The organism is Actinoplanes sp. NPDC048967, from assembly GCF_040649415.1.
GTDB lineage: Bacteria > Actinomycetota > Actinomycetes > Mycobacteriales > Micromonosporaceae > Actinoplanes.
Map to the genome: position 1 here is coordinate 1,383,340 of NZ_JBEZFL010000001.1, position 25,403 is coordinate 1,408,742.

22 protein-coding genes, 1 tRNA gene and 1 pseudogene are annotated in these 25,403 nt (G+C 70.5%); 6 read left to right on the top strand and 18 right to left on the bottom strand.

Annotated elements, in window-relative coordinates:
- Window positions 1-186 precede the first annotated feature (186 nt).
- Window positions 187-1,593, bottom strand: coding sequence for a non-reducing end alpha-L-arabinofuranosidase family hydrolase (locus AB0C12_RS06320; RefSeq protein ID WP_360544761.1), 1,407 nt, complete (start codon window positions 1,591-1,593; stop codon window positions 187-189).
- A 961-nt stretch (window positions 1,594-2,554) separates the two neighbouring features.
- Window positions 2,555-3,460, bottom strand: coding sequence for a hypothetical protein (locus AB0C12_RS06325; protein WP_360544763.1), 906 nt, complete (start codon window positions 3,458-3,460; stop codon window positions 2,555-2,557).
- A 1,058-nt stretch (window positions 3,461-4,518) separates the two neighbouring features.
- Between AB0C12_RS06325 and AB0C12_RS06330 the strand changes: the two genes are divergently transcribed.
- A complete protein-coding gene (locus AB0C12_RS06330) occupies window positions 4,519-4,851 on the top strand; it encodes a hypothetical protein (protein ID WP_360544765.1) in 333 nt (110 codons plus the stop codon).
- A gap of 117 nt (window positions 4,852-4,968) precedes the next feature.
- Here AB0C12_RS06330 and AB0C12_RS06335 read toward each other — a convergent pair whose 3' ends face one another.
- The 3 genes from AB0C12_RS06335 to AB0C12_RS06345 all read right to left on the bottom strand — a co-directional run bounded on the left by AB0C12_RS06335 (window position 4,969) and on the right by AB0C12_RS06345 (window position 7,268).
- On the bottom strand, window positions 4,969-5,868 hold the full coding sequence (locus AB0C12_RS06335) for a hypothetical protein (protein WP_360544767.1): 900 nt from the start codon (window positions 5,866-5,868) through the stop codon (window positions 4,969-4,971).
- Between the two features lie 356 nt (window positions 5,869-6,224).
- Window positions 6,225-6,914, bottom strand: coding sequence for a nucleotidyltransferase domain-containing protein (locus AB0C12_RS06340; protein ID WP_360544769.1), 690 nt, complete (start codon window positions 6,912-6,914; stop codon window positions 6,225-6,227).
- 150 nt (window positions 6,915-7,064) lie between these two features.
- Window positions 7,065-7,268 (bottom strand): hypothetical protein, encoded by a 204-nt coding sequence (locus AB0C12_RS06345; RefSeq protein ID WP_360544771.1) that lies wholly within the window; start codon window positions 7,266-7,268, stop codon window positions 7,065-7,067.
- 232 nt (window positions 7,269-7,500) lie between these two features.
- Between AB0C12_RS06345 and AB0C12_RS06350 the strand changes: the two are divergent.
- A pseudogene (locus AB0C12_RS06350) lies at window positions 7,501-8,280 on the top strand (site-specific integrase); the annotation flags it as partial.
- 69 nt (window positions 8,281-8,349) lie between these two features.
- On the opposite strand, the gene AB0C12_RS06355 reads toward AB0C12_RS06350, so the two are convergent.
- The 6 genes from AB0C12_RS06355 to AB0C12_RS06380 all read right to left on the bottom strand — a co-directional run bounded on the left by AB0C12_RS06355 (window position 8,350) and on the right by AB0C12_RS06380 (window position 13,836).
- Window positions 8,350-8,423: transfer RNA gene (locus AB0C12_RS06355), tRNA-Pro, on the bottom strand.
- Window positions 8,424-8,517: 94 nt separating this feature from the next.
- On the bottom strand, window positions 8,518-9,924 hold the full coding sequence (gene der, locus AB0C12_RS06360; RefSeq protein WP_360544773.1) for a ribosome biogenesis GTPase Der: 1,407 nt from the start codon (window positions 9,922-9,924) through the stop codon (window positions 8,518-8,520).
- A complete protein-coding gene (gene cmk, locus AB0C12_RS06365; RefSeq protein ID WP_360544775.1) occupies window positions 9,921-10,601 on the bottom strand; it encodes a (d)CMP kinase in 681 nt (226 codons plus the stop codon). Before cmk ends, der begins: the two co-directional genes overlap by 4 nt.
- A gap of 55 nt (window positions 10,602-10,656) precedes the next feature.
- Entirely contained in the window at window positions 10,657-11,397 is a 741-nt protein-coding gene (locus tag AB0C12_RS06370; protein WP_360544777.1) for a pseudouridine synthase, read from the bottom strand.
- Entirely contained in the window at window positions 11,384-12,265 is an 882-nt protein-coding gene (gene scpB / locus AB0C12_RS06375) for an SMC-Scp complex subunit ScpB (protein WP_360544952.1), read from the bottom strand. Before scpB ends, AB0C12_RS06370 begins: the two co-directional genes overlap by 14 nt.
- Before the next feature lie 476 nt (window positions 12,266-12,741).
- Window positions 12,742-13,836, bottom strand: coding sequence for a segregation/condensation protein A (locus tag AB0C12_RS06380; protein WP_360544779.1), 1,095 nt, complete (start codon window positions 13,834-13,836; stop codon window positions 12,742-12,744).
- Window positions 13,837-14,082: 246 nt separating this feature from the next.
- Here AB0C12_RS06380 and AB0C12_RS06385 point away from each other — a divergent pair, with 246 nt between their 5' ends.
- Window positions 14,083-15,255, top strand: a complete 1,173-nt coding sequence (locus tag AB0C12_RS06385; protein ID WP_360544781.1) for a hypothetical protein — start codon at window positions 14,083-14,085, stop codon at window positions 15,253-15,255.
- Window positions 15,256-15,276: 21 nt separating this feature from the next.
- On the opposite strand, the gene AB0C12_RS06390 is transcribed toward AB0C12_RS06385, so the two are convergent.
- From AB0C12_RS06390 to AB0C12_RS06405, 4 genes are all read right to left on the bottom strand, one after another.
- Complete coding sequence (locus AB0C12_RS06390) at window positions 15,277-16,053, bottom strand: glycosyltransferase family 2 protein (RefSeq protein ID WP_360544783.1); 777 nt, start codon at window positions 16,051-16,053, stop codon at window positions 15,277-15,279.
- Window positions 16,054-16,060: 7 nt separating this feature from the next.
- The gene (locus tag AB0C12_RS06395) at window positions 16,061-16,735 is read right to left on the bottom strand and encodes an ElyC/SanA/YdcF family protein (RefSeq protein WP_360544785.1); all 675 of its coding nucleotides are present in this window, start codon (window positions 16,733-16,735) and stop codon (window positions 16,061-16,063) included.
- Between the two features lie 55 nt (window positions 16,736-16,790).
- Complete coding sequence (locus tag AB0C12_RS06400; RefSeq protein ID WP_360544787.1) at window positions 16,791-19,130, bottom strand: S8 family serine peptidase; 2,340 nt, start codon at window positions 19,128-19,130, stop codon at window positions 16,791-16,793.
- Window positions 19,131-19,218: 88 nt separating this feature from the next.
- Window positions 19,219-19,707, bottom strand: coding sequence for a hypothetical protein (locus AB0C12_RS06405; protein WP_360544789.1), 489 nt, complete (start codon window positions 19,705-19,707; stop codon window positions 19,219-19,221).
- A 61-nt stretch (window positions 19,708-19,768) separates the two neighbouring features.
- On the opposite strand from AB0C12_RS06405, the gene AB0C12_RS06410 reads away from it, so the two are divergent.
- Window positions 19,769-20,755 carry a transcriptional regulator gene (locus tag AB0C12_RS06410; protein ID WP_360544791.1) on the top strand — a complete coding sequence of 329 codons (987 nt, stop codon included), beginning with the start codon at window positions 19,769-19,771 and terminating at the stop codon, window positions 20,753-20,755.
- Here AB0C12_RS06410 and AB0C12_RS06415 read toward each other — a convergent pair.
- Window positions 20,718-21,956 (bottom strand): MFS transporter, encoded by a 1,239-nt coding sequence (locus AB0C12_RS06415; RefSeq protein ID WP_360544793.1) that lies wholly within the window; start codon window positions 21,954-21,956, stop codon window positions 20,718-20,720. The genes AB0C12_RS06410 and AB0C12_RS06415 overlap by 38 nt on opposite strands.
- 4 nt (window positions 21,957-21,960) lie before the next feature.
- Window positions 21,961-22,587, bottom strand: coding sequence for a helix-turn-helix domain-containing protein (locus AB0C12_RS06420; protein ID WP_360544795.1), 627 nt, complete (start codon window positions 22,585-22,587; stop codon window positions 21,961-21,963).
- Window positions 22,588-22,636: 49 nt separating this feature from the next.
- Here AB0C12_RS06420 and AB0C12_RS06425 point away from each other — a divergent pair, with 49 nt between their 5' ends.
- On the top strand, window positions 22,637-23,551 hold the full coding sequence (locus AB0C12_RS06425) for an NADP-dependent oxidoreductase (protein WP_360544797.1): 915 nt from the start codon (window positions 22,637-22,639) through the stop codon (window positions 23,549-23,551).
- Window positions 23,552-23,561: 10 nt separating this feature from the next.
- Here the strand turns inward: AB0C12_RS06425 and AB0C12_RS06430 are convergent, their stop codons facing one another.
- A complete protein-coding gene (locus AB0C12_RS06430) occupies window positions 23,562-24,278 on the bottom strand; it encodes a VOC family protein (protein ID WP_360544799.1) in 717 nt (238 codons plus the stop codon).
- A 134-nt stretch (window positions 24,279-24,412) separates the two neighbouring features.
- Between AB0C12_RS06430 and AB0C12_RS06435 the strand changes: the two genes are divergently transcribed.
- Window positions 24,413-25,297, top strand: coding sequence for a UbiA prenyltransferase family protein (locus AB0C12_RS06435; RefSeq protein WP_360544801.1), 885 nt, complete (start codon window positions 24,413-24,415; stop codon window positions 25,295-25,297).
- Window positions 25,298-25,403 lie beyond the last annotated feature (106 nt).

Sequence of the window (25,403 nt, forward strand, 5' to 3'; positions counted from 1 at the left end):
ATTTTCATGGTGCGCTAAAAAGCCTTGCCGCCGCCGTTAACACAAGGGCCGTATCCGGGTAGTCGAGGGCTGCTCCGCGATCGGCCGACACGGCGCCCAGCACCTGATCGCCGACGGCGAGACCGTTACAGGAGAGGCGGGCCCGGTGGAATCCGGGCCCGCCTCGGTGCATCACCTATTTGTTCATCAGCGGCGCAGGGTCAGCAGACCCGGCCGGTACGGCAGGAGGCCGTAGTCGCCGCCCGAGTTCGTGGCGCGGCCCTGGTACAGCAGCTGCAAGTTGCAAGGGTCGATCGTGTTGGTCTGATCCGCGCTGGTCCGCAGCAGTTCACCGTGGCTGATGTCGTTGGTCCAGGTGGCACCGCTGTTGGCCTTGCCCGCGAACGGGTTGTTGTAGGTCGTCGCGTTCGGCGTCCAGGTGCCGCTCAGGCTGGTCGCCGTGAACGAGCGGAAGTAGCGCTCCCAGGAGCTGGTCCTGGCCTCGATGATCATCAGGTACTGGTTACGGCCCTGCACCTTGTAGACCTGCGGTGCCTCGAAGATGTTCTCCGAGGTGTCGGTCATGATCGTCGTGTAGGTGGAGCCGAAGCTGCCCGGGAAGTTGCCGATCGGCATGATCTGGCGGTAGATCCTGCCGTTGTCGCCGGCGAAGAACAGGTACATGTTTTGGTCGTCGCCGATGATCGTCTGGTCGATCACGCCGGTGCCGGAATCGGTGATCTTCGCGGTGGACAGGGTCTGCGCGGCCGACCAGCCGTTGGCGTTGGCCGGGTTGGTCGACGTGCGGTACGAGAACGACGTCGGGCCCCACTGGTGGGCGAGAACCCAGATGTTCTTCGGCGCGAAGTAGAACAGCGACGGCGCGACGGTGCCCTGGCTCATGGTGTTCTGGGCGGCCGAGCCGAGCTGGTTGAGGTTGTCGACCAGGCCGAAGTTCATCGAACCCCAGCCGCCGGTGGCGCTGCTGCTGTGGGTGGTGGCGTACACCAGCTGCTTGCCCTGGTACGGGGCGATCGTGAAGTCCTTGAGTGACGCCCAGCCGGACTTCGGCTGCGCCAGCGGACCGGTCGACGTCCAACGGTAGGACGTCGGCAGCGCGCAGGTGGCCGGCGGCGGCGTTGTGGGCGTGACCGGCGGTTCGGACGGGGGCGTGACCGGCGGCGTGGTGGTGGTCGGTTGACCGGTGCACGCGACGCCGTTGAGGGCGAAGGCGGTCGGAACCGGGTTACTGCCGGTCGACGCGCCGTTGAAGCCGAACGACACCTCGCCGTTCGTGGCGATTGCGCCGTTGTAGCTGACGTTCCGGGCCGTCACGGCCGAGCCGCTCTGGGTGAGCTCGGTGCTCCACGCCTGGCTCACCGTCTGCCCGGCGGCGAACGTCCAGGTCAGCGACCAACCGTTCACGGCGTCGCCGAGGTTCTTGACCGACACGCTGGCGGTGAACCCGCCCTGCCACTCGGAACCCACGGTGTAGTTGACCGCACAGCCCGCCGCGGCGGCACTGGCCGGCAGCGCCACCGCAAGCGCGGCCGATCCCAGCAGCGCGGCGCCGGCCGAGGCCAGAACGACATTGGTACGTCTGGATCTGTTCACGGATTCTCTCCTGAGTAGGGGGCGGCGACTCCCAAAAGCGGGCCGCCGTCATTGTTACCGTTAACAACCACGGCTCGCATGTTACGAGAGCGTTGCCGGACCTTCAATGAGAACCGGCCAGCAAGTGACGAGTATCGATAAATTAAACGTTCTTGGGGCCCGTCATCACGCCATCCGTGCTATTACGGCCGGCCGAGCAGACGCTGTTACGGCGATGTCAGTCGCTCAGAGCGTCGACGGTCGCCCATCTCGGCGGCGACCCGGCGTACTCGCTCCGGTACCGGCCCAGCCGGGTGGTCTGCGGATGATTGCCGGTCCACGCCGGGGCCGGGTTGTCATCTGAACCGCGGAAGCCCCTTCGCTGTCGGGCTGACAGGATTGAACCTGCGACCCCTCGACCCCCAGGCGGGCTTGCGGCATCGCTCCTGCCAGGAGAAGACGAGCGGGACGAACGCGGTGGGGCTCCAGCACTCCGCCACCTCGGCACCGCAGTCGCTCAGCAGGCCGACCTGGAGCCCCCGCCGCCGGAGTTCCGCCAGGATGCCGAGCGGATGGTGCCGCGGCTTGCGGAGGCGGGCATGACCTCTCCGGTGATGCGCGAGCGCGACGGGGAGCGGGGCGGATGACGGGTTCGCTCCGCGGGAAAGCGCCACCGCCTCAGCGTGCTCTCCGTTCCGCCGTGGACCCCCATGGTGCGCTTGCCGTAGCTCCCGGCCAGCGCGTCCCAGAACCGTGGCCGGCAGACGCCGAGCAGCTTGCCGGTGCGGTGCGCGAGGGGCTCGCGATACTCCTCAGCGCCGGGGTCGATCGCCGCGCGCATGACCCACACACGGACGCGCCGGAGGCCCCCTGGTGCGAGGGCCTCCGGCGAGGCGGTTCCGTGCGGTGGATCAGGTTGCCGTTGTCCGCGGCGCCGCTCATTTCGCTGGCGCGTTCTGCGGCGCCCGCATTCCCCGCGGCTTTATCCGGCTGGCGTTTCGTTCAAACCCAAACCACTCAGGACGTTGTCGCGGTTCGCGTTTCCGCGCAGCGCGGTCAAGGAATTCAAGCGGCCCAGCAAAGTCGTGGAAGATGCGGGACACTTCAAGTCCTGAATCGCCGACAAGGTTTTTTCGAAACGTTGGATGCGGCTTTCCAGGTCCGTTCCACCCGGAAGGTTCGCATTCTTGAGCGCTACCTGCGCGTTCACCTGAGCTTGAGTCGGCGGGCAGCGACCGGGAACCTTCACCCCGGTCGGGCCCACGCGGTCGGCCGTCGCGTTCGGATCGCCCGGGCCGAAACCCAACGCCGGCACCAAAGCGTTGACGTTACCGGAGCCGGCTCCGGCGTTCCCGGTCGCTCCGCTCGCGGCCGCGTCACCGGATCCTGTGGCGGCGGCTCTGTCCGCCGGCGTTTCGTTCAAAGCCAAGCCACGCAGGGCATTGTCGCGGTTCGCGTTTCCGCGCAGCGCGGTCAAGGAATTCAAGCGGCCCAGCAAAGTCGTGGAAGATGCGGGACACTTCAAGTCCTGAATCGCCGACAAGGTTTTTTCGAAACGTTGGATGCGGCTTTCCAGGTCCGTTCCACTCGGAAGGTTCGCATTCTTGAGCGCTACCTGCGCGTTCACCTGAGCTTGAGTCGGCGGGCAGCGACCGGGAACTTTCACCCCGGTCGGGCCTACGCGGTCGGCCGTCGCGTTCGGATCGCCCGGGTCGAAGCCCAGCGCCGGCACCAAAGCGTTGACGTTACCGGAGCCGGCTCTGGCGTTGCCCTGTTCGGCGGCCTGGCCCATCCCCGTGCCGACTGCGAGCGCCGAGCCGAGCAGCGCTGCGGCGGCACTTCCAATCACCAGCTTGCGCGTCCGGCTGCTGACTCCGCGTCGATACATGCACGGCTCCTCTTCGTCTCGGTACTGCCTGTGCCGAGATATACGAGCAATGCTGTGGCAGCAGTTCATGACGCTGAGCAAGCCTTCCTTAAAGTTTCTTTAACGCGGCTCCCGGGGCCTGCGGCCGAGGGGATCGTCGCGCCCACGTCCGCACGGCCCAGCTACGCCGCAGCGCCGAATCCCTACAACAGAGCGGCGGTCCCTGGGACGGCCTGTTCATCACCACCAGGAACGGCCGGATTGTTAGGTGCAGCGCCAACGCTTCTTCGGCCGGGCCCTCTCAAGAGCGTTCCACCAGCACCGATGCCAGGGGTTATGGGTGGCCGGAGGCCATCGCGAAGCGACGCGGAGCGTCCTTGTCACCTGGTGCCGGTGCTGGACCATTGAGGCGAGAGGGGAAGGCCGAGCGAGTTGTCGCCCGGGGCCTTCCGGGGTCCGCAGGACTGCCGCCGGCCGATGCCAGCCGGAGGCTGCCAGCAGTCCGGGCGCGAGCGGGCACGGTCGCCGCGTCAGCGGCGCCTTGATACACAGAATGACCAAGTAGGCAGTAACACTTGCTTGCTGCGGATTTCTGGACCCGCGGTCAGGGTGCGCTACGACGGGCGCCACTTGGGCTGACAGGATTTGAACCTGCGACCCCTTGTACTGAGTCGCACGACCTCCGGGTTTTCATCGCTTATCACCAACGCGCGTCCAGCTGCATAAACTCTAGCTAGGCGCCCAGGGGCGCTTGCATCACTTGTCGAGTCTTTTCGAGGGGTAAACGAGGGCCACGACCCCTCCCCCGGCACCTATGGCTCTGATCGCAGTCACCAACCTCGTCCAGGACGCCGACCATAAGATCCGCGCAACCGTCTTCTCCCGTAGCCAACCGTTCGCCACCGGCGACCAGGACGGCAGCGCCCCCACCCGCTCAGCTCCGTCCGCACCTCATTTGGCTCTGCAACCCGCGCGGCCACGGGCTTCGGCTGGCGAGAGCCTCCGTCTGCGACGACACAGACCGCAGATGGGTAAGAGACCAAGCTCTGGAACTTCTCCGTAGCGACGAAGAGAGCGAGGTGGAACGCGCAGCCCGAGTCCTGCGGCACCTGCCCGATACGATCACCGAAGATCTTGATCCCGTCCTGCTTGCCACCCATCCGCACGTCAATGTCCGACAACTGAGCGCAACCATGTGCGTACGACAGCCTCAGCGATACGCGACCACTCTGAACGCGCTGGCGGCGGACAAGAGCTTCCGAGTGCGGTTCGTCCTCGCAGACGCCGCGGCACGGCAACACGCCATGAACGACACCGCGGTCGCTGACCTCCTCGCGAAGCTCAGCGCCGACAGGCGCTTCAAAGTACGACAGACCGCGCAAGCGAGCCGTTACGTGAGGCCAAGAGGCTGAAGATTCCTCCGTGTCCCGCCAGCGGGGCACAGAAGCGGCGTGTTCCAGCGAGGGAAGGTACAAGGCGGTGCGGATTGCCCTACCTGCGCACTTCCGAGTCGGCGCACCGAAAGCCTCTCAGCTACCCGGTTGACGGATTGCGGCGCCCGGATCGGTGCTCTGCTCAAGGGCCGTCCACCACTCCTCCAGCTCATCGACCCGGCTCTGGAGTGCGGCGTTCGCCGCCCGGGCCGTCGCCAGTTCCTCGGTCAGCGCACCGATCGGTCCTGAGGCGGTCAGGGCGTCGAGCCAGCCCGCGACCAGCCGATCCTCAGCGGCGACCCGGCGGAGCGCGGAGGCGACCACCTCCGGTGACAACTCAGCCACGAACTCTCTCGGGAGCGTGAGCAGGCGAGCGACCTCGCCGAGGCTCCGCGCGGCGCTCATCTGGCGCCGAAGGCGCTCGGCGGACGGCACCGCCGGTTCGGCCGGTGTCGCAGCCGCGATCGGCTTGGTCGGAGAAGGAGCGGGCTTCGACACAGGCGCGGGCGTAGGTGCCGGCTCCGGTTCAGGCTCGGCCTCTGACGGGAGTTCGGGAAGGTCGTCCCCCACCCAGGCGTAGGCCAGAGTGTCGCCCTTCTGCCGTCGGACGACATCTGGCCACTTGGGCAGAACCGCCAGCGCGCGGGGTCCGTGCCGGGCCCAGGTCTCGTTCCGGAGACCGAGCTCGGCCAGACGCTCCCGGATCTCTCGCACCTTCAGCGGGCCCGATGACTCGGCCAACAGGTGGAGAACCACCGCGAGGGGCTCTTGGGCGAAGACGGCGTGGAACAGCCGGGAATCGGACAGAGCCAGGAAACGCAGCGAACCCCTCGTCGCGACGTGAACGCCGGCGCCCCGTGGGACAGACTCTTCCTCATCGGTGTCATCCCACTTGACCCGATAGTTCGTCCCGTCATCCGCGAGGATCGATCCGGCTCGGGTACGGCGTACGCCGAACGAATCGGACACCCGGACAAGACCCTGATCTGCGCTCACGAATGCGACTGTAATGGTTATCGTCACGGCCGGGGCGCCGGCCGGAGGCAGCCCATCCTGGCCAGGCTCATCGGCCGTGTGCGCACAGCGCCGGCTTGGCAGAACAACTCTGAGAGGAGATGGGCGCGCCTGCCGGCCGCCCGTACGGACAGATCGGTGAGCTTGTCACTCGGTTCGAGGTCGATCGTCAACGTGTGCCCGTCCCGGGGCTTCCTGGACGCGCTGCTGGCGCGGATGGGCATGGAGACCCGCCAGGCCGCCCAGCATCGAGAGGCAGTACGAAACATTCAGCGCTGGCCGCGTAGACTCAAACAGGTTGGCGCCACATGATGCGTTACAACATTGCCCGTCGACGCTCACCGCAGCAGCTGTAGGTCGTCGCCCCAGGCGTCGAGCACGTCGGTGAGACCGCGTTCGCGAGCCAGCCGCTCGATGTCGGGAAAGAGCCCCGCCGGGTCATGCAGCAGTCGCTGCGGCAATGTGGCGGCATTCCACGGCTCATCGAGTGGGTAGGTCGTCAGTTCCCAACGCAGGTACTTGTTGTACGGGCGCAACCGCCCGTGCAAGGCGAAGATGGTGGTCGTCAGCCAGGAAACGCTTTCAGCGGTGTCCAGGGCGGCGGCCGTAAGGTCACCGTCACGACGGCTCTTGGCGGCCCGGTAGAGGAAGTTGACGTAGCCATCGAGGCCGTCGCGGGCCCACCTGTGCGCTTCCTCCTCTGTGGGAGCAGCCTGACGGTCGACCAGGTGTGTGATGGCGCCGTCCAGCCGGTCGAGGAGTACCCGGGCGCCGCGGAACGCGTAGCGCTGCCAGATGTCGGAGGTGTCGGCCAGTTCGTCGGCAGTACGGATGAACTCGTCGACCTGGGCGGTGCGCCGGCCCTGCCATCGCGACCCACTGCGCTCGCTGACGACCACGCACAGATCGATGTCCGAGTGCCGGGTGGCCAGCCCTCGGGCCTGCGAGCCGGTCAGCACCAGGCCGACGACGCCTGGGTCATCCTCAGCCTGCGCCACGAGTTCATCTATGTCGGTCACGGTCCTCATGATCCTCGCGTCCGCAACCTCATTCGCTACGCCTCGTCGGCCGCCAGCTCTAGCCAGAGGCGTCATGCATCAAGTGGAGCCCGACATCGTCGGCCGACGCCGACCCCCTGCGGCTGCGCTCCCGCTTGCCGGATGCGGGTTGATGATTGATCAGGAGCGTCCGAACTCCAGGTAGCGCGGACCGTCGTCAGTAAGCGCACCGATCGCCGAGTCGATCCGACGGGCCATCGATGGTCGCAGCAACGGTTGCGCTTGCTCGTACGTCAAGAGTTTCAGGCCAACCAGCTCGTCATCCGTATGTTTCAAGCTCGCGGCTTCCTCGCCGGTCAAACGATCTCCGTCGAAGACGAACATGAGGCCATCCGGCCATCCGCCATGTGCCGGGATCCAGTCGACCAGCTCGCCAGGAGCGGTCGATTCCGCTCATGAACGTCGGCTACGGACGCTAGCTTCGCGTGGGGCTTGAGACGATCCCGGAGGTCGACCAGCTGCTGATGCGACCGATGCGAGGTCGAACCGTTGGTCGACTCCAGCGCACAGGTGCCGTACGCACTTGCGAGGTCGACGTCACCCTTGAGTAAGGCGGTTGGCCTACGGGCTGAGCGGCAAGTCCGCGAACACCGTCGGTAACTACACCGTGTTGTCGCGCACCCACATCGCACCGGACCTTGGTGCCCGGAAACTGCGCGACCTCACCGCCAACGACATCGACCGGTGGCTAGCCACCAAATCGAAGGCTCTCAGCACGCGTGCCCTGCGCCTTCTGTATTCGATCCTCAACCGCTCCGTCAACCGGGCCATGGCCCGCGACAAGGTCATGCGCAACGTCGTCAGCCTGTGCGCTGTGCCGCAGGGGTTAGCCGGCCGCACGTCAAAGTCTCTGACATTCGACCAAGCCAAGGCGCTGCTCGCCGCTGCCGAGCACAGCACCCTGCACGCTCATGTCGTGCTCTCTTTGATGACCGGTGCCCGCACCGAGGAGCTTCGCGCCCTCACCTGGGCACACGTCGACCTCGAAGGGCGACCGACAACGATCCGCCGATCCCGCCCTCGGTCCACGTCTGGCGCTCCGTACGCGCCGACGGCGACACCAAGACCCGCAAATCACGCCGGTCTCTCGCGCTACCCGCCCGCTGCGTCCAAGTCCTCACCCACCAATACGAACGCCAGGGTCGAACTGCGGCACAGCTTCGTGTCGCTGCTGTCCGACAACAGCGTGAGCCTCGAAGAGATCGCCGACCTGTGCGGGCACTCCGGCACGTCCATCACCGAGAGCGTCTACCGCCACCAGCTCCGGCCGGTCCTGCTCAACGGAGCCGTCGCCATGGACCGGATCTTCGGCTCAGACGACACCCACGGGGCGTAGTCACCCAGTTAGTCACCCGGGAACGAGAAGAGGGCATATCCATCAATGGGATATGCCCTCTGACCTGTGTCGGGCTGACAGGATTTGAACCTGCGACCCCTTGACCCCCAGTCAAGTGCGCTACCAAGCTGCGCTACAGCCCGATGCCACGCCCCGGAACCCCAGTGCGCGGCAACACGACAACCCTACCCCAGCCCCCCGACCGACTTAACACCGGCATGCCGAGGACGGAGCGACCTACCCGTGGGCCTTGCCCCGCCCGCCAGGCCCCAACTTCTTCCGCGGCTTCACCGACACCTCGATCGGTGACCCCTCGAACCCGAACTCCTCCCGCAGCTTCCGCTCGATGAACCGCTGGTACCCGGCATCCAACGGCCCTGTCGTGAAGAGCACGAACCGAGGCGGCGCCACCCCGGCCTGCGTTGCGAACATGATCCGCGGGGCCCGTCCGCCTCGGACGGGGTGCGGAGTCGCCTGAGTCAGGGCCGTCAGCCACTGGTTCAGAGCCCCGGTCGGGATGCGCTTCTCCCAGCCGTCCAGGGCCTTGCGCAATGCCGGGGCCAGCTTGTCGACCGCGCGACCCGTCTTCGCTGAGATGTTCACCTTGATCGCCCACGGGATGCGCTTCAGCTCGCGGTCGATCTCCTTGTCCAGGAAGATCCGGCGGTCGGCGTCGACCAGGTCCCACTTGTTGAAGGCGATCACCAGTGCGCGTCCGGCCTCGACCACCTGCGTGAGCACCCGCTGGTCCTGCTCGCTGATGACCTCCGACGCGTCCAGCAGGACGACGCCGACCTCGGCGGCTTCGACCGCTCCGGCGGTCCGCAACGACGCGTAGTACTCCGTGCCCGACGCCTGGTTGACCCGCTTGCGGAGGCCGGCGGTGTCGACGAACTGCCACACCTCGCCGTCCATCTCCACCAGGCTGTCGACCGGGTCGACCGTGGTGCCGGCCACCGAGTCCACGACCGCGCGCTCTTCGCGGGCCAGGCGGTTCAGCAGGGACGACTTGCCGACGTTCGGGCGGCCGACCAGGGCCACGCGGCGCGGGCCCCGGGGGGCGTTCTCGATGATCGCCGGGGCCGGGGGCATCGCGGCCAGGATCTTGTCGAGCAGGTCGCCCGCGTTGCGGCCGTGCAGGGCGGACAGCGGGAACGGCTCGCCCAGCCCCAGGCCCCACAGGGACACCGTGTCGTTCTCGATGTTCTGGTTGTCCGCCTTGTTGGCGACCAGGATGACCGGCTTGTGGCTGCGGCGCAGCATCCGGACGGCCTTCTCGTCGACGTCCGTGGCGCCGACCATGGCGTCGACCACGAAGATGACCACGTCGGCGGTCTGGACGGCGATCTCGGCCTGGGCGGCGATCGCGGCCGCGCGGTCGCGGGCGTCCGGTTCCCAGCCGCCGGTGTCGACCACGGTGAAGCGGCGGCCGCTCCACTGCGCGTCGTACGGCACGCGGTCGCGGGTCACGCCCGGCTTGTCCTCGACCACCGCCTGGCGGCGGCCGATGATCCGGTTGACCAGGGTCGATTTGCCGACGTTGGGCCGGCCGACGACGGCGACGACCGGTACGGGGCCTTCCTCCGCCATGGATTGGTGCAGTGCGGATTCCAAGGCCGAGACCTCGGAAGAAAAGTCACTCACGAACTCACCTTGCTGTTGAGCATGCTCAGGAGCGTGGCCACGACCTCGTCGATGCCCATGCCCGTGGTGTCGAGCGTGACGGCGTCGTCGGCCTGGCGCAGCGGGTCGACCGCGCGGCTCGAGTCGAGCTTGTCGCGGCGGTTCAGGTCGGCCTCGGTGGCCGCCACATCGGTGGCGTCCTCCGCGCTGCGGCGCTGGGCGCGCGCGGCGGCCGACGCGGTCAGGTAGACCTTGAGGTCGGCGTCCGGGGCGACGACGGTGGCGATGTCGCGGCCCTCGACGACGATGCGGGGGGCGGCGGTGATGATCTCCTGCTGGAGGCGCACCAGCTGACGGCGTACCGCTGGGACGGCCGCCACGGCCGACACCGCGCCGGTGACCTCGGGCCCGCGGATCGCCGCGTCGACGTCGGTGCCGTTCGCCCGGAAGTGCGGGGACACCGGATCGGTGCCGACGGAGAGGGTGGTCTCCTGGGAGATCTTGGCGATCGCGTCCGGGTCCTGCAGGTCGACGCCGGCCTGCAGCACCGCCCAGGTGATCGCCCGGTACATCGCGCCGGTGTCCAGGTAGATGCCGTCGATCGCGGTGGCGAGCCGCCGGGAAACGGTGGATTTGCCCGATCCCGAGGGACCGTCGACGGCCACCACGCATCGTTCGGGCCGCACTGCTCGCTCCACCGCTACCTCCAGGACATCAGACGGACAACTACCTATTGTGCCGGGCGCGCCCGGCTCAGTCGCCGACGGCCTTGAAGAGGGCGCTCACCTCGGCGTTCGACAGCCGGCGGAAGCCGCCCGGGCGCATGTCGCCGAGCCGGATCGGGCCGACCGCCGTACGGATCAGGCGCGACACCGGGTGCCCGACCTCGTCCATCATCCGGCGCACGATGTGCTTGCGGCCCTCGTGCAGGGTGATCTCGATCTGCGCGGTCTTGCCGATCGCGTCGATCAGCTTGAACGTGTCGACCTTGGCCGGGCCGTCCTCGAGCTCGACGCCGGACTGCAGGCGGCGGCCGACGTTGCGCGGCAGCGGGCCGGCGACCTCGGCGAGGTAGGTCTTGGCGATCCCGTACGACGGGTGCATCAGCTTGTGGGCGAGCCCGCCGTCGTTGGTGAGCAGCAGCAGGCCCTCGCTGTCGGCGTCGAGCCGGCCGACGTGGAAGATGCGCTGCTCGAACGTGCCGAGGAAGTCGGCGAGCTCGTTGCGGCCCTTCTCGTCGTCCATGCTCGAGACCACGCCGCGAGGCTTGTTCATGGCCAGGTAGACCAGCTTGGTGTCCGTGATGATCCGCGCGCCGTCCACCCGGATCTCCACCTTGGCCGGGTCGACCTTGTCGCCGAGCTTGGCGACCTTGCCGTTCACGGTGACGCGCCCCCGGAAGATCAGATCTTCGGACGCGCGCCGGGATCCGACTCCCGCGGTGGCGAGAATCTTCTGCAGCCGCACGGAGCTGTCCGGATCAGCCTGAGGCATCGAGCACTTCTTCCACATCGTCGGGTAGGAACGGGGCCAGCGGCGGAAGCTGGTCGACCGAGTTGAGGCCGAGCTTCTCCAGGAACAGCGCCGTGGTGCGGTACAGGAATGCCCCGGTCTCGCCCTCAGTGCCGCATTCCTCGATGAGGCCGCGAGTGGTAAGCGTACGCATGACGCCATCACAGTTCACACCGCGGATGGCCGAGATGCGCGACCTGGTGACGGGCTGCTTGTAAGCGACTACAGCGAGCGTTTCCAGCGCGGCCTGGGTGAGCCGCACCGACTGGCCATCCAGTACGAACCGCTCAACGTAGGCCGCGTATTCCGGCCGCGTGTAGAGACGCCAGCCACCCGCGGCCCGCCGCAGGTCGAACCCGTGCCCGGCCGCGGTGTACCGCGCCGAGATGTCCTCCAACATGCCCGCGACCCGCTCGGTCGGCTGCTCCACGATCTGCGCGAGCTGCATCTCGGCGACCGGCTCATCAACCACGAGCAGAATGGCTTCCAGCGCCGCCCGCAACTCGGCATCGTCCATCGGCGGAAGGGGTTCCGCTTCTTCTCCGGTACGGGTCGACGACGCCACAGAAGCAGCGGCGCCCCCCTTGCTGCCACGTCCCTGCGCGGGAATCCCGGAACTCGGCCGCGCCCGGGCCACAGGCTGACTCGCGACGGCCCCGGCGGTCACCGCGGCCTCGACATCGGCGGCCCCCCGATCGGCCGCATCCGCGGGCACCAACCCGCCCCCGGGCGCCACCGGCTCGTCGTCGGCCGTCAGCGCCCCGGTGGTCGACGCGGATTCCTGAGGCTGCTCGCCGGCGGGCGGTTCGTCGTCCTCCTCCGGGCCGGGCACCTCCTCGGTGAACGGCAGGTCGACCTCCGCGTCGTCCCCGACGTCATCATCGGCGGCCACGTCGAAGACGTCCCCGGCGTCGTCACCGTCGAGCGGCGCGTCGACCAGCGGGGCGTTGCCGATCTCGTGCTCAGCGGCCTCCTCGATCGCACCCGGCAGCGGCAGCTCCGGCCCGACACCGACGTCGGTCGGCTCGCGCTCCTCGTCGCCGGGCATCTCCCGGGGAGCGTCCACGGTCGGCGGCCCACCGGCCTCCTCCGGGAACGGCGGCAACTCGGCCGGCACCCCGTCACCGGGCGACGGGTTCGCCCCCTCGAAAGCGGGATCGAAGTCGTCGTCGTCATCCGTGAGATTCGACTCGGTGAGCTCCTCGTCGTCGTTCTCCCCGGCCCGGACCCTGGCCTCGAAGTCCCGGTCGGGCGGCCGCGGGGCCCGTTCCCAGGGCGGCACCCAGGAGGCGGCCTGCGCGGCAAGGGACTCGGGACGCTCGTCGCTCATGACTGTTCCTCGTCGGTCGAAACACGGTCTGCGGTGCGGTCGTCGGCGGAATCAGCGGCGGAGCCGGGGTATTCGGTGATCTCCGGGATGTCGAAGTCGTCGAGATCAGCGTCGTCGGCGTCGTCGCCCTCGTCCTCCGCTACCGCGGCCATCGCCCCCGGCACGGAGTGGGCGTCCTCCTCGTCCAGCTCCATCGCCGCGGTGTCCGGCTCCGGCGGGGTGCCCTCGTAGTCGTCGATGTCCAGGTCGCCCTCGACCTGGTCGCCGCCGATCCAGCGGACCGTCATCTCCTCCAGTGACACCGGCTGCTCGAAATCGATCAGCCCTTCGCGGTACAGCTCCAGCAACGCCAGGAAGCGGGCCACCACCTCGAGCGTGTTCTCGCAGTCGGCGATCAGCAGGCTGAACGTCGCGCTGCCCGCGCGGCGGAGGCGGTCGCGGATCAGGGTCGCGTGTTCGCGGACGCTGACCCGGACCTGGTGGATGTGCGCGATCGACACCTCGGGCGGTCCCGGTTTGGGCAGGAACTGCTTCAGGGCCATCTTCAGCAGGCGTTCCGGCCCGATGCCGAGGACCAGGTCGGGCAGCGCCTCCGCGTACCGGGGCTCCAGGGAGACCGCACGCGGCCAGCGTCTGGTGCCGACGCCCTCCAGATCCGCGATCACGGCCGCGGCTTCCTTGTACGCCTTGTACTGCAGGAGGCGGGCGAAGAGCAGGTCGCCGGCTTCCAGCAGGGCCAGGTCGTCCTCGTCCTCCACCTCGGCCGAGGGCAGCAGCCGGGCCGCCTTCAGGTCCAGCAGAGTCGCCGCGACCAGCAGGAACTCGCTGGTCTCGCCCAGGTCCCAGTTGTCGCCCATGGCCCGGATGTAGGCGATGAAGTCGTCGGTGACCTGGTGCAGCGCGATCTCGGTGACGTCGAGTTTGTGCTTGCCGATGAGCTGCAGCAGCAGGTCGAACGGTCCGGTGAAGTTGGTCAGCCGGACCGTGAACTTGCCGGAGTCGGCCTCGGCCTCGACGGGAACGCCGGCTTCCGGCGCGGCGTCGGCCGACTCTGAGACTGGCTGTTCAGGCACGTGAAGACCGTAGACCACGGGCTCGACAAGCTGTTCCCCGCTCAACCCCGTACCCCCGCCGGCCCTGCGGAACACCGCTCCGCGATGGTTCAACGCCGCTGGGTGCCGCCGGTCACGGTCCGGCCGGCCTTGACACCGGAGGGGTGACCGTTAACATCTCCTTCACATCGATGCCCGTGTATGGAAAGCGCTTACCGGAGGCATCGCGACACAGCCGTGAGGGCGCACGGCGGTCAGCTCGTCAGCCGAGATTTTGGAGCAGTCATGACCTCCCCAAGCCCGAAGACCCCGTCGCGCCGGCGCCGGCGAACCAGCCTGCTGGCCGCCACCACGCTGGTGCTCTCCGGTGCCGGCGTCGCCGTCGGCCTCTCCCCGGCCTCGGCCGCCGCCTGCGGCGCCCTGTCGTACCAAGCCGAGGCGACGCTCAGCGGCAGCACCTGGACCGCGCGCCGGGGCAGCAGCACCGTCTACACCGGCACCGACATGCGCGCGGCGGTGCAGGCCGCGATCAGCAGCCTGCCCAGCCGGACGGCCAAGCAGAACGTGCTGGTCCGCGGCTCCGGCTCGATCAGCGCCAACTCCCGCATCTCGCTGCCCAGCTACACGCTGCTGGACGTGTGCGGCACGATCAACGTGACCGGTACCGGCTCCGGCGACCAGGCCCCGATCTACTCCCGGGGCACCCGCGACGTCGAGGTGGCCCATCTCAACGTCACCGGCGCCCCGCTGTACGGCATCTTCATGCGCAGCGTGGACAACCTGATCCTCGGGCAGATCGACATGCGACTGTCCAGCGGCCTGGGTGTACGCATCGACAACTACGGTGACAAGAGCGTGCCGTCGCGGAACATCCGGATCGACAGCGCCTACGTCTCCGGGGCCAGCTCGCACGCCGTGGAGACCTACGGGGTCGACGGCATCACCATCGGCACCGTCACCGCGCGCAACGTCGGTGAGTCCGGGCTGCTGCTCAACCAGACGGTCAACGCCACCGTCGGCACCGTCGACGCGGAGAACGCGGGCGCCGGCACCGGCTACGCCGCGTTCCGGATGGCCAACCGCAACGGCCGGATCGGCAGCAGTTACAACACCAACATCCGCGTCGGGACCGTCAAGGCGCGCGGCGGCGGCCGGGGCGTCTTCTGCGTCTCGGAGAGCGGCGGCGCGGTCATCGACCGGGTCGACATCGCCAACACCGGCAACAACTCGGTGCTGATCGAGAACTGCTACAACGTGGTGCTGGCCGGCGTGTCCGGGACGATCAGCGGCGGTGGCGAGGTACGGATCTCCTCGCGCACCGACTTCCCGCCGTCGTCGAACATCCGGTTCCAGAACCTCAGCGTCAGCAACACCAACATCCGGTGGAGCCCGTGCACCGGCACGAACAACACCATCAGCAACGTCACCCGGTCGAACTCCACCCTGACCTGGTGCTGAGCCGGGGCCGGGGCCGGGCGGTCAGCGGGTCGCCCGGGCCGGCGTCAGCAGGGCGGCCGCCGCGTAGCGCAGCAGCGGCCAGTAGATGCGGGCCGAGTCGCTCAGCGCGCTGAAGTGCGAGGACGCGTTGTCGTCGAGGTAGGTCGTGGTGATCACGACCTCCTCGATCCGGTGCCCCGTCCGGGCGGCCTCGAGCAGGACGTTCATCTCGTACTCGAAGCGCTCGCCGGGGACCGTGCCGAGCCAGTCGAGCAGAGCCGACGGGTACGCCCGCAGCCCGGTCTGGGTGTCCTGCACGCCTCGGCCGGTGGCCGCCCGGAACAGTGCCTGCGTGACCGTGTTGCCGACCTTGCTGCGCAACGGGACGTCGTCGGCGAAGCGGCGGACCCCCAGCACGGTGTGACCGGTCGCCGCGACGCGGTCGGCGACCCGCACGATGTCCGTGACGCCGTGCTGGCCGTCGGCGTCCGCGCAGACGACGTCGAGGCCGGGATGCTGCTGCGCCGCGTACCGGAAACCGGTCTTGAGGGCGACGCCCTTGCCCTGGTTGCGCGGGTGACGCAGGACCGTGCCGCCGAGGTTCTCCGCCTGGCGCAGCACTTCGGCGGCGGCCGGGCCGCTGCCGTCGTCGACGATGACGAAGTGGCACCGCGGGGCGGCCCGGCCCAGCTCGGTCATCAGGGTGGGCAGGTGGTGGCTCGGCTGGTAGACCGGCAGGAGAACGACCATGGACCGGTTCTCGTCGTGCACGTGGTTCTCCTCGGTGGTGTCGCCGGCCCGTCCGTGGTCCGGTGGCACCCCCTCCTTACCCAGCCGGGCCCCGCCCGTCGCGGGTCCGGCGTAATTCCTTCGGTGGGTTTCGTAACAGGCGCTCGGCGCGGCGCAGCGAGGCGACCATCTTGCGTTCGCGGCGCAGCAGGGCGGCCGGGTCGCGGGTGCCGAGGAAGCCGAGGCGGGCGATGACCCGGGCGGCCCGCTCGGACCGCCACGGCAACGGCGTCTCTCCCCCGGTGGCGGGCACGTCCAGCAGCGCCCGCGCGGGCAGGGTGAGGACCTTGGCGGCGAGCAGGCGGATCCGCGGCAGGTGCTCGCGGTGCGAGACCAGACCGAGCGGGTGTACGGCGTCGAACGCGTACCCGGCGAGCAGCCCGTCCTCGACGGTGTGCACCAGGTTCTCCAGGGTGCTGCGGGAACGGGTCTCGGCGCGCAGGTCCGCGTACCGGTCGAGGCCGGCCGTCCGGGCCTCGCGCAGCATCAGGTCGCCCTCCCGCCAGCCGGCCGGGGGTTGTCCTGCCCCCTCGGTGGCTTCCGCCCAGCCGCCGGTGAAGACGATGCGGGAGACCCCGGGGTGCGCGACCGCGTAGTCCGCGGCGGCCTGGACGCGGGCGGCGCTGGCGGGCGTGAGCGTGTAGTGCTCGCCGGCGCCGATGACACCGCGCCCGAACACCAGCAGCACGGCGGCGGTCCTGCGGTCTTCCACCCGTCGATCCTGCCAGAGCACCGGGACCGCCCGTTCCCGGGCGGCCCGGGGTTCCCTACTTCTGGCCGGCCGCCTTGGCGATGCTGACGGTGCGGGTGACGGTGGTGACGTTGCCCGCCTTGTCGGTGACCGTCCAGGTCAGCGTCGGGGTGCCGGTGAGCCGGCCGGCCGGGAACGAGAAGAGCAGCGTCGTACGGCTCCGCACGCCGGTCGCCCGCTTGCCGTTGACGAGCAGGTCGATGGCGGCCACGCCCTGCTCGTCGGTGGCGGTCAGGCTGGTCGTCAGCGTGCCGGTGACCGAGGTCGCGGCGGCCGGGCTGACCGAGGTCACGACCGGGACCTTGTTGTCGACGACGACCGTGCGCGCGGCGGTGGAGACGTAGCCCAGCTTGTCGGTGGCCCGCAGGACCAGGGCGGTCCGGCCGGCGGCACCGGCGGTGTTCCAGGCGAAGGAGTACGGCGCGGTGGTGTCGGTGGCCAGCACCGTGTCGCCGCGCAGCAGCTCGACCTTCGTCACCCCGGAGACGTCGGTGGCGCCCGCCTCCACCTTGAGCGTCCCGCCGATGACGGCGTCCGCCGCCGGTGTCCGCCAGCTCAGCGCCGGTCCGGCGTTGTCGGCGACGACGGCGCGGGTGACCGTGGTGATGTTGCCGGCGGCGTCCGTGACCCGCACGGTGAGGCTCACGCCGGCGTTGGCCCCGGCACTGTCCCAGGTCAGCGCCCAGGGGGCGGTGGTGGCGGTGGCGACGATCGCGTTCTTGACCAGCAGCTCCACCTTCACCACGTCGGTGGCGGCGGTGCTGATGGTCACCGGGACGGTCCGGGTGACCGTCGCGCCGGCGGCCGGGCTGGTGACCGTGGCGGCCGGTGCGGTGTTGTCGACGGTGACCTTGACCTGCGCGGTGGCGGTACGGCCGGCGGTGTCGGTGACCGTCAGCGTCAGGGTGGCCGGGCCGGTGAAGCCGGTCGTCTTCCAGGAGACCTGCCGGGTGCCGGTCAGCGCGAGGTTGGTGGTGGCCTCCTTGGTGCCGGTCTGGGTGCGCAGCTGCACCTTGGCCAGGGCGGTGGCCGAGGTGATCGACGGCGTGAACGTCACGGTGCCGCGGACCAGCTGCCCGGCGGTGAGACCGAGGCCGGTGATGACCGGACCGGCCGGGGTGGCCGGGGGGTTCGGGACCGGGTTCGGGGTGGCGGGAGTGCCGGACAGCGCGGCCAGGGTGGCGCCGGCGTTGACCCGGCCCTTGGCGACCCACGTGCCCACCGGGTCGGCCCCGCTCTCGATCGCCGCGCGGATCTGCGCCACGGTGGCGGCCGGGGCCGCGGCCCGGGCCAGCGCGGCGATACCGGCGACGACCGGACCGGCCGAGCTGGTGCCGTCGTACCAGGAGAGGCTGCCGTTCATGCCCTGGGCGATGTTGCTGCCCGGGGCCGCGACATCCACCCAGGGGTCGGCCACGGTGCCGTAGTTGGACCAGCTGTACCGGCCGTCGGCGCTGGTCGAGCCGGCGACGGCGATGGCGTTGGGGTGCCCGGCCGGGTAGCTGCGGGCGCTGACCCCGGAGTTGCCGGCCGAGGCGATGACGACGGCGCCCTTCGCGACGGCGTAGTTGACGGCGTTCTCGGTCAGCTGGCTGTAACTGGGCCCGCCCAGGGACAGGTTGATGACCTGCGCGCCCCGGTCGGCGGCGTAGGTGATGCCGGCGGCGACGTCGTCGTCGTAGCCGGAGCCGTTCCCGTCCAGGACGCGTACGGGCAGGATCTTGCAGTCCCAGCACACCCCCGCGATACCGGTGGCGTTGTTGCCCTTGGCCGCGATGACGCTCGCCGCCTTGGTGCCGTGGCCGTTGACGTCGGTGGCGTCGCTGTCGTCGCTGACGAAGTCGTAGCCGGGCAGCAGCCGGCCCGCCAGCTCGGAGATCGGGCTGACCCCGGAGTCGACGACGGCGACGGTGATCCCGCTGCCGGTGGAACGCGACCAGGCGGCCGGCTGGGCGGTCCGCGTGGCCCCCCACTGGTCGACGAAGGCCGGATCGTTCGGCGTGACGTCGGTCATCCGCACCTGGTGGTTCAGTTCGGCGTAGGCCACGCTCGGGTTGCTGCGCAGCTGCTGCAGGGCCGCGCTCAGGTCGGCGGCCGGGACCGTGACGTCGGCCGCGGCCAGCCGGCCGATCGGGTCGGACTCCAGCACCTCGATGCCCGGCCGGGCGTCCAGCTGACCCACCACCGCGGTCGTGCTCGCCCCGGGCCGGACCCCGACGATGATCGAGGACGTACCCGGGGCGGCCGGGTCCGCCGCGGCGGCGGGCAGTGCGCCGAGGGCCGAGGACAGGACGGTCAGGGTGGCTGCCGCCGTGGCGGCAGCCTTGGTGCCGGGGCGCCGGGACCGATTCGACATGGGACTGCTCCGGGGGGAGGGGAACCCCGTGGCGGGCACGTCACAGGTGAGAGCACCATCGGCCCCCGCGCCCCGTCCTTGAGGAGAATCAGCCGTCGCGACGGGTGAAGGTCATGATCCAGTTGACCGGGTCCCAGGTGCGGCCGCCGTCGAAGGAGAACTCCTGCTCCCAGCGCGCCGACGAAGGAGTCATCGCCGACCACAGGAAGCGGACCAGCGCCGGCTTGCCGCCGATCTCGTCCTCGCCCAGGAAGACGCCCCGGCCGTCCCGGAAGCGGCCCTCGACCGGCGGGTCCAGCCGGCCCGGGTTGGTCGTCGACGACCACCAGATGCGCCACAGGTCGGCCCCGGGGTCGTACAGGCGCAGCGTCAGGCCCTCGAACGAACGCCCGTCGGGCAGCGTCGCCGTGACGGTGTCGACGTTGCCGGTGCCGGCCAGCACCGGCCGGGCCTCCCCCAGGCCCTCGAAGTCGATCCAGTCGGTGCAGTCCCGATCGGTGACGTCGGCCAGCTTGTGGTGGTGCACCGTCCAGCGGCCCATCAGGAAGTCGAAGTCGGTGGTGCCGTCGTGTGTCATGCCGAGACCGTATGACCGGGCTGTGTCAGTACCTGTCAGGGTTGAGCGGCATGATCAGCGCATGCCTGCCGGTCGCCTGTTGTCGATGCTGTTGCTGCTGCAGACCCGCGGGCGGCTGTCCGCCGGCCAGCTCGCGGCGGAGCTGGAGATCTCCGTACGCACGGCGTACCGCGACCTGGCCCGGCTGCAGGCGGCGGGGGTGCCGCTGTACGCCGAGACCGGCCAGCACGGCGGTTACCGGCTGGTCGAGGGTTACCGGACCCGGCTGACCGGGCTCAGCGGCGGCGAGGCGCGGGCGCTGTTCCTGGCCGGGTTGCCGGCCCCGGCGGCTGACCTGGGGCTGGCCGAGGAGGTGGCGGCGGCCCGGCTGAAGCTGCTCGCCGCGTTGCCGGCCGAGCTGCGTGACCAGGCCGCCCGTACGGCCGCGGTGTTCCACCTGGACGCCCCCGGCTGGTATCACGAGGCGCAGGCCCAGCCGTTCCTGACGCTGCTCATGGACGCGGTCGTGGCGCAGCTCGCCGTCGACGTGGGCTACCGGCGGTGGCGGGCGCCGCAGGAGGTCCAGCGGCGGCTGCGGCCGTACGGGCTGGTCCTCAAGTCCGGCACCTGGTATCTCGTGGCAGCCACCGGGGACGCCGCCCGGGCCGCCACCTACCGGGTCGCCCAGTTGCGGGAGGTCGCCGTCACCACCGAACGCTTCGAGCGGCCGGCCGGCTTCGACCTGGCGACACACTGGGCGGCCTACCTCGCCGAGTTCGAGGCCCGGCGGTTCACCGGCACCGCGACGATCCGGCTGTCCGCCGACGGCCTGGCCCGGCTGCCCGACCTGCTCGACCCGGCGGTGGTACGAGCGGTCGCCGGGTCCGCGGGCGAGCCGGACGCGGACGGCTGGGTGGCGGCGACGATCCCGACCGAGAACGTCCGGCACGCCTGCCAGGAACTGCTGCGTCTCGGCGCCGAGGTGGAAGTGACCGGGCCGGCGGAACTGCGCCGGGCCATGGCCTCGACCGTCACCGCCCTCGCCCACCGCTACGGCGCGACTCGCTGACCGGATCGGGCAGCAGGTGGCGGCGGCCGAACCACACCACCGCGGCCAGGCCGACCCCGCACGCCGCCGCGGTACGGAAGCCGGCCTGGTAGCCGTACCGCTCGATCACGAACCCGCCCAGGGCCTGGCCACCCGCGTTGGCCGCGAAGATGGCCGTGGTGATCCAGCCGAAGGCCTCGGACAGCCGGCGCGGCGGCACCAGCCCGTCGAGCAGGGTGTTGTGCGCGGTGACCTGCGGCACGAGGGTCGCTCCGGCCAGCACGACGCCAACCGTCAGCGCCGGGATGTCGCCGACGACAGCCGGCAACACCAGGAAGAGCCCGAACGCGGCCATCAGCACCGGCAGGCGGACCGGCAGCGGCCGCGGCCAGGGCGCACGCTGGTAGACCACCCCGCTGAGCACGGACGTGATCGACCACAGGCCCAGCAGCACCCCGGCCAGCTGCGGCACGCCGTTGGCCCGGGTGCCGGCCGTGACCCCGACCACGACGAAGCCGATGGTCAGGCCGAAGGCGCAGGTGGCGACGAGCAGGACGGCCAGACCCGCCTTCCGCCGGCCTTCAGCGGAACGGGCTGCCGCCGCCGAGGTCTCGGGCGCGGTCGCACCGCGGTGCGAGCGGGCCGCCGCCGTGAGTGCGAAGCCGACAGCGGGAACCGTGCTCAGCGTGACGGAGATCAGCAGGGCCGATCCGGGCCACAGCCAGGTGGCGAGCACGGCCGCGACCGCGGGACCGAGCAGCCAGCACATCTCGAAGCTGATCGCCTCGTAGCTGTAGGCGGCGTCGCGGACCGGACCGGCCGGGACGAGATGGCTCCACATCGCGCGGGAGGCGACCTGCACGGTCGGCAGCATCACGCACTGCACGGCGACGAGGAGGGCCAGCGGCAGGGTGGCCAGGCCCGCGTCGATCGCGACGAGCACGGCGACGCTCAGCACCGCGTACGGGACGGTGCAGGTCAGCAGGGTGCGGGTGGTCCCGTACCGGTCGAGCAGCCGGCTCTGCGCGATGATGCCCGCCGCCGTGCCGATCAGGCCGGCCGCCGAGATCGTCCCCGCGACGGCGTAGGAGTCCGTCCGGGCCGCGACGTGGAGCAGCAGGCTCAGGTTGTTCATCGCGAACCCGAAGCGGCCCAGCAGCGACCACGCGGCCGCCGGCCGCGCTCCCGGGACGGCGAGCGCGGTCCGGGCCGATGCCGTCACGGGATCACGCCACGGGCATGAGCGGCAGGCGGACCGCCGGGGGCAGGGGCCGCGGGCCCGGTTCGGCGGAGAAGCCCTGGATCAGCAGCGCGGCGAGGCGGCGGGACGCGGCGGCCGCGGCGGCCGGTGAGGAGGCCCGGATGCCGCTGTTGGCCATGAGGATCAGCACCAGGTCGTCGACGACGAAGTCGGGGCGGAGTTTGCCGGCGGCCTTGGCCCGGCGGGCCAGCTCGGTGACGGAGCGCAGCGCCCGTTCGCGGGCCGCGGTGAAGTCGATCGCGTGCGGGAACGACGACATGAACGCCGCGGTGAAACCCCGGTCGCGGGCGTGCAGGGCACACACCGTCTCGATCAGGTGGCAGAAGCCGCGCCACGGGTCCGGGTCGGCCAGGCCCTCCTCCACGGCGACCGTGCAGGCGTTCATCTGCTCGGTGAAGGCCTCGGTGACCAGCGCTTCCTTGGTCGGGAAACGCCGGTAGAGGGTGGCCGGCCCGACCTCGGCGCGGCGGGCGATCTCGCGCATCGACACGTCCAGGCCCGCATCGGCGAACGTGCTGCGGGCGACCGAGAGGATCCGCTCGCGGTTGTCCCGGGCGTCGGAGCGCAGGGTGTGAGGCAACCGTTCCGGCATGCGTCTCACTTTAGCTAAGTGGACGGGGTGCTCCGCTAGCGTCCGGCCCATGAGAGCTCTGCAGTTCAACGAGTACGGCCCGGCCGACGTCCTGCGCGTCGCCGAGGCACCGGAGCCGCACGCCGGGGCAGGCCACGTCCGGATCGCCGTGAAGGCGTCGGGGGTCACGCCGGCCGACTGGTACCTGCGGTCCGGCCGGTTCCGTGACTGGCTGCCCCTGACCTTCCCGCACGTGCTCGGCGCCGACGCCGCCGGAGTGGTCGACGAGGTCGGCGCGGGGGTGACCGGGGTCCGGCCGGGTGACGCGGTCTTCGGCGTCGTCGACGTGGCCCGGCTCGGCGGCGGGAACGCCGAGTACGCCGTCCTGACCGGCTGGGCGGCCAAGCCGGACGCGCTGAGCTGGGAGCAGGCCGGTGGCGCGGCCGCCAACGTCGAGACCGCCACCCGGGTCCTCGACCGGCTGGGCGCCGGCCCCGGCCTGACCCTGCTGGTCGAGGGGGCGGCCGGGGGCGTGGGCTCGGTCGCCGTGCAGCTCGCGGTGGCCCGCGGCGCCACGGTCATCGGCACGGCGAGCACCCGCAACCACGACTTCATCGCCGGTCTGGGGGCGGCGCCGACCACGTACGGGCCGGGCCTGCGCGACCGCGTCGGCACGGTGGACGCCGTGCTGGACTGCGCCGGCTCGGGCTCGCTGCCCGACCTGGTCGACCTGGCCGGGAGCCCGGACCGGGTGGTCACGGTGGCCGACCTGAACGCGGCGGCGTACGGGGTCCACCTGTCCAGCTCGGGCGGTCCCGGCGCGGATCCGCAGGCGCTGCACGGGCTGGCGGCGGCGGCCGCCCTGGCCGAGCAGGGCCGGTTCACCGTGCCCCTCGCCGCCGCGTTCCCGCTCAAGGACGCCGTCGCCGCCCACGAGCTGAGCGAGACCGGCCACGCCCGCGGCAAGATCGTGCTGACCCTCTGACCCGGCCGGCTCAGCCGCGCACGGTGAACTCGTTGCCGTCGGGATCGGTCAGCAGCACCCGGCCGTCGTCGCCCGGGCCGGTCTCGACGCGCTTCGCGCCGAGGGAGATCAGCCGGTCGAGCTCGGCCGGCAGATCACTGTGGACCGGTACGGCGAGATCGAGCCGCAGCCGGTCCTGGCCGGTCCGGGGCATCAGCGGTGGACCACCCCAGGTGATCTTCGTGCCGCCGCCGGGTGACTGGACCGCCGTCTCCTCGTCCTGGTCCCAGACCAGCGGCCAGCCCAGCGCCGCGCTCCAGAAGTAGCCGACGGCCTGCGTACCGTCACCGGCCAGCGCGCCGATCAGGCCGCAGCCGGCCAGGAAGTTGTTGCCCGCCTCGATGACGCAGAACTCGTTGCCCTCGGGATCGGCGAGCACCACATGCCCCTCCTCGGGGAGCTGGCCGACGTCGGTGTGCCGGGCGCCGAGCTCCAGCGCCCGGGCCACCTTCTGCCGCTGGTCCTGCTCGGAGGCGCTGGTCAGGTCGAAGTGGGCCCGGTTCTGGCCGCGCTTGGGCTCGTCGTGCGCGATGAACCGGATCCGGTACGCGTTGTCCGCGTCGGGCAGCAGGGCGACCCCGTCGCGGGCGTCGTCGACGAGCTCGCGGCCCAGGAACTCGGCCCAGAACCGCGCGAGGCGCCGGGGTTCCTCGGCCAGGAAGCAGATCGCGTGCAGTTGGCTCGTCATCGCCGACCATCCCCCGTGCGCGGAACTGACTGCTGTCGATCGGAGCCTAGGTGCGGGCTGAGGTCGCCCGCAGCCGATTAACGGGCGGCGGGTTCTCAGGCCGCCCACAGACACGACGATGGACCATGCCGGGTATGACTACGGTGCTGGACCGTCCCGCCGCGCTGCTCGTCCTGGTCTCCCGGCCCTGGTTCTGGCCGGTCTCCTGGGTTCCCGCCTATCTGGGCACCGTGCTGGCCGGCCACGCCTGGCTGCCCGCCCGCGCCGACACGGCCCGGGCCCTGGTGGCCCTGCTCGTGCTGGGCCCGCTCGTCTGGGGTGCGGTGCTGGCCCAGAACGACCTGCACGACCTGCGCAGCGACCGGGCCAACCCGCGCAAGGCCACCGCTCCCCTGGTCACCGGCGCGGTGTCGGCCGCCCGGCTGCGGCGGTGGTACCACGGCATCGCCGGCGCCGCGATCCTGAGCGCTCTGTTCGTGGGGCCGCTGTTCGTGCTCGGGGTCGCCGGGGTGCTGGCGCTGGGCTGGGCGTACAGCGTGCCGCCGCTGCGGCTCAAGACGCGGCCGGGCTGGGACGTCGCGGTCAACGCGCTGGTCGTCGGGGTCGTCTCGCCGGCGGCGGGCTGGGCGATCACCCGAACGCCGTGGGAGTTCCCGTGGCAGTTCGGGCTCATCGGCCTGCTCTTCGCCGCGGCGCTGTATCTGCCGACGACGGTGACGGACCTGGCCGCCGACGCAGGCGCCGGGGACACCACCTTCGCGGTGCGCTTCGGCGCGCGCTTCGCCCACCGGCTCGGGATCGCTCTGTGGGCCGGGGCGCTGGCGATCTCGATACTGTGCGCGTGGCTCGACGTGCTGGTGCCGCGGTCCACCCTGGCGGCGCAACTGGGGATGGCGCCGGTGCTGCTGGCCGCGTACGCGATCCTCACCCGCCGCCCGACCATCACCAAGCTCGCGCTGATCTCGGTGCTCTTCGGCGTCCCGACGGTCGGCTTCGCCCTCGCCTACGTCGGCTCCTGATCACCGCCCAACCCAGTGGTTCCCATCGATGAAGGGAGGGGGTAGCGTCACCGTGATGGACTGGTGACGCTTCGCAATCATGCGGGGTGCCGCCGTCCGGGGCGGA

Excerpts from the sequence above, each read along its gene's own strand:
- AB0C12_RS06325 (WP_360544763.1), bottom strand. The coding sequence starts at position 3,460 with ATGTATCGACGCGGAGTCAGCAGCCGGACGCGCAAGCTGGTGATTGGA.
- AB0C12_RS06340 (WP_360544769.1), bottom strand. The coding sequence starts at position 6,914 with ATGAGGACCGTGACCGACATAGATGAACTCGTGGCGCAGGCTGAGGAT.
- AB0C12_RS06345 (WP_360544771.1), bottom strand. The coding sequence starts at position 7,268 with ATGTTCGTCTTCGACGGAGATCGTTTGACCGGCGAGGAAGCCGCGAGC.
- AB0C12_RS06370 (WP_360544777.1), bottom strand. The coding sequence starts at position 11,397 with ATGCCTCAGGCTGATCCGGACAGCTCCGTGCGGCTGCAGAAGATTCTC.
- AB0C12_RS06385 (WP_360544781.1), top strand. The coding sequence starts at position 14,083 with ATGACCTCCCCAAGCCCGAAGACCCCGTCGCGCCGGCGCCGGCGAACC.
- AB0C12_RS06400 (WP_360544787.1), bottom strand. The coding sequence starts at position 19,130 with ATGTCGAATCGGTCCCGGCGCCCCGGCACCAAGGCTGCCGCCACGGCG.
- AB0C12_RS06405 (WP_360544789.1), bottom strand. The coding sequence starts at position 19,707 with ATGACACACGACGGCACCACCGACTTCGACTTCCTGATGGGCCGCTGG.
- AB0C12_RS06410 (WP_360544791.1), top strand. The coding sequence starts at position 19,769 with ATGCCTGCCGGTCGCCTGTTGTCGATGCTGTTGCTGCTGCAGACCCGC.
- AB0C12_RS06420 (WP_360544795.1), bottom strand. The coding sequence starts at position 22,587 with ATGCCGGAACGGTTGCCTCACACCCTGCGCTCCGACGCCCGGGACAAC.
- AB0C12_RS06425 (WP_360544797.1), top strand. The coding sequence starts at position 22,637 with ATGAGAGCTCTGCAGTTCAACGAGTACGGCCCGGCCGACGTCCTGCGC.
- AB0C12_RS06430 (WP_360544799.1), bottom strand. The coding sequence starts at position 24,278 with ATGACGAGCCAACTGCACGCGATCTGCTTCCTGGCCGAGGAACCCCGG.
- AB0C12_RS06435 (WP_360544801.1), top strand. The coding sequence starts at position 24,413 with ATGACTACGGTGCTGGACCGTCCCGCCGCGCTGCTCGTCCTGGTCTCC.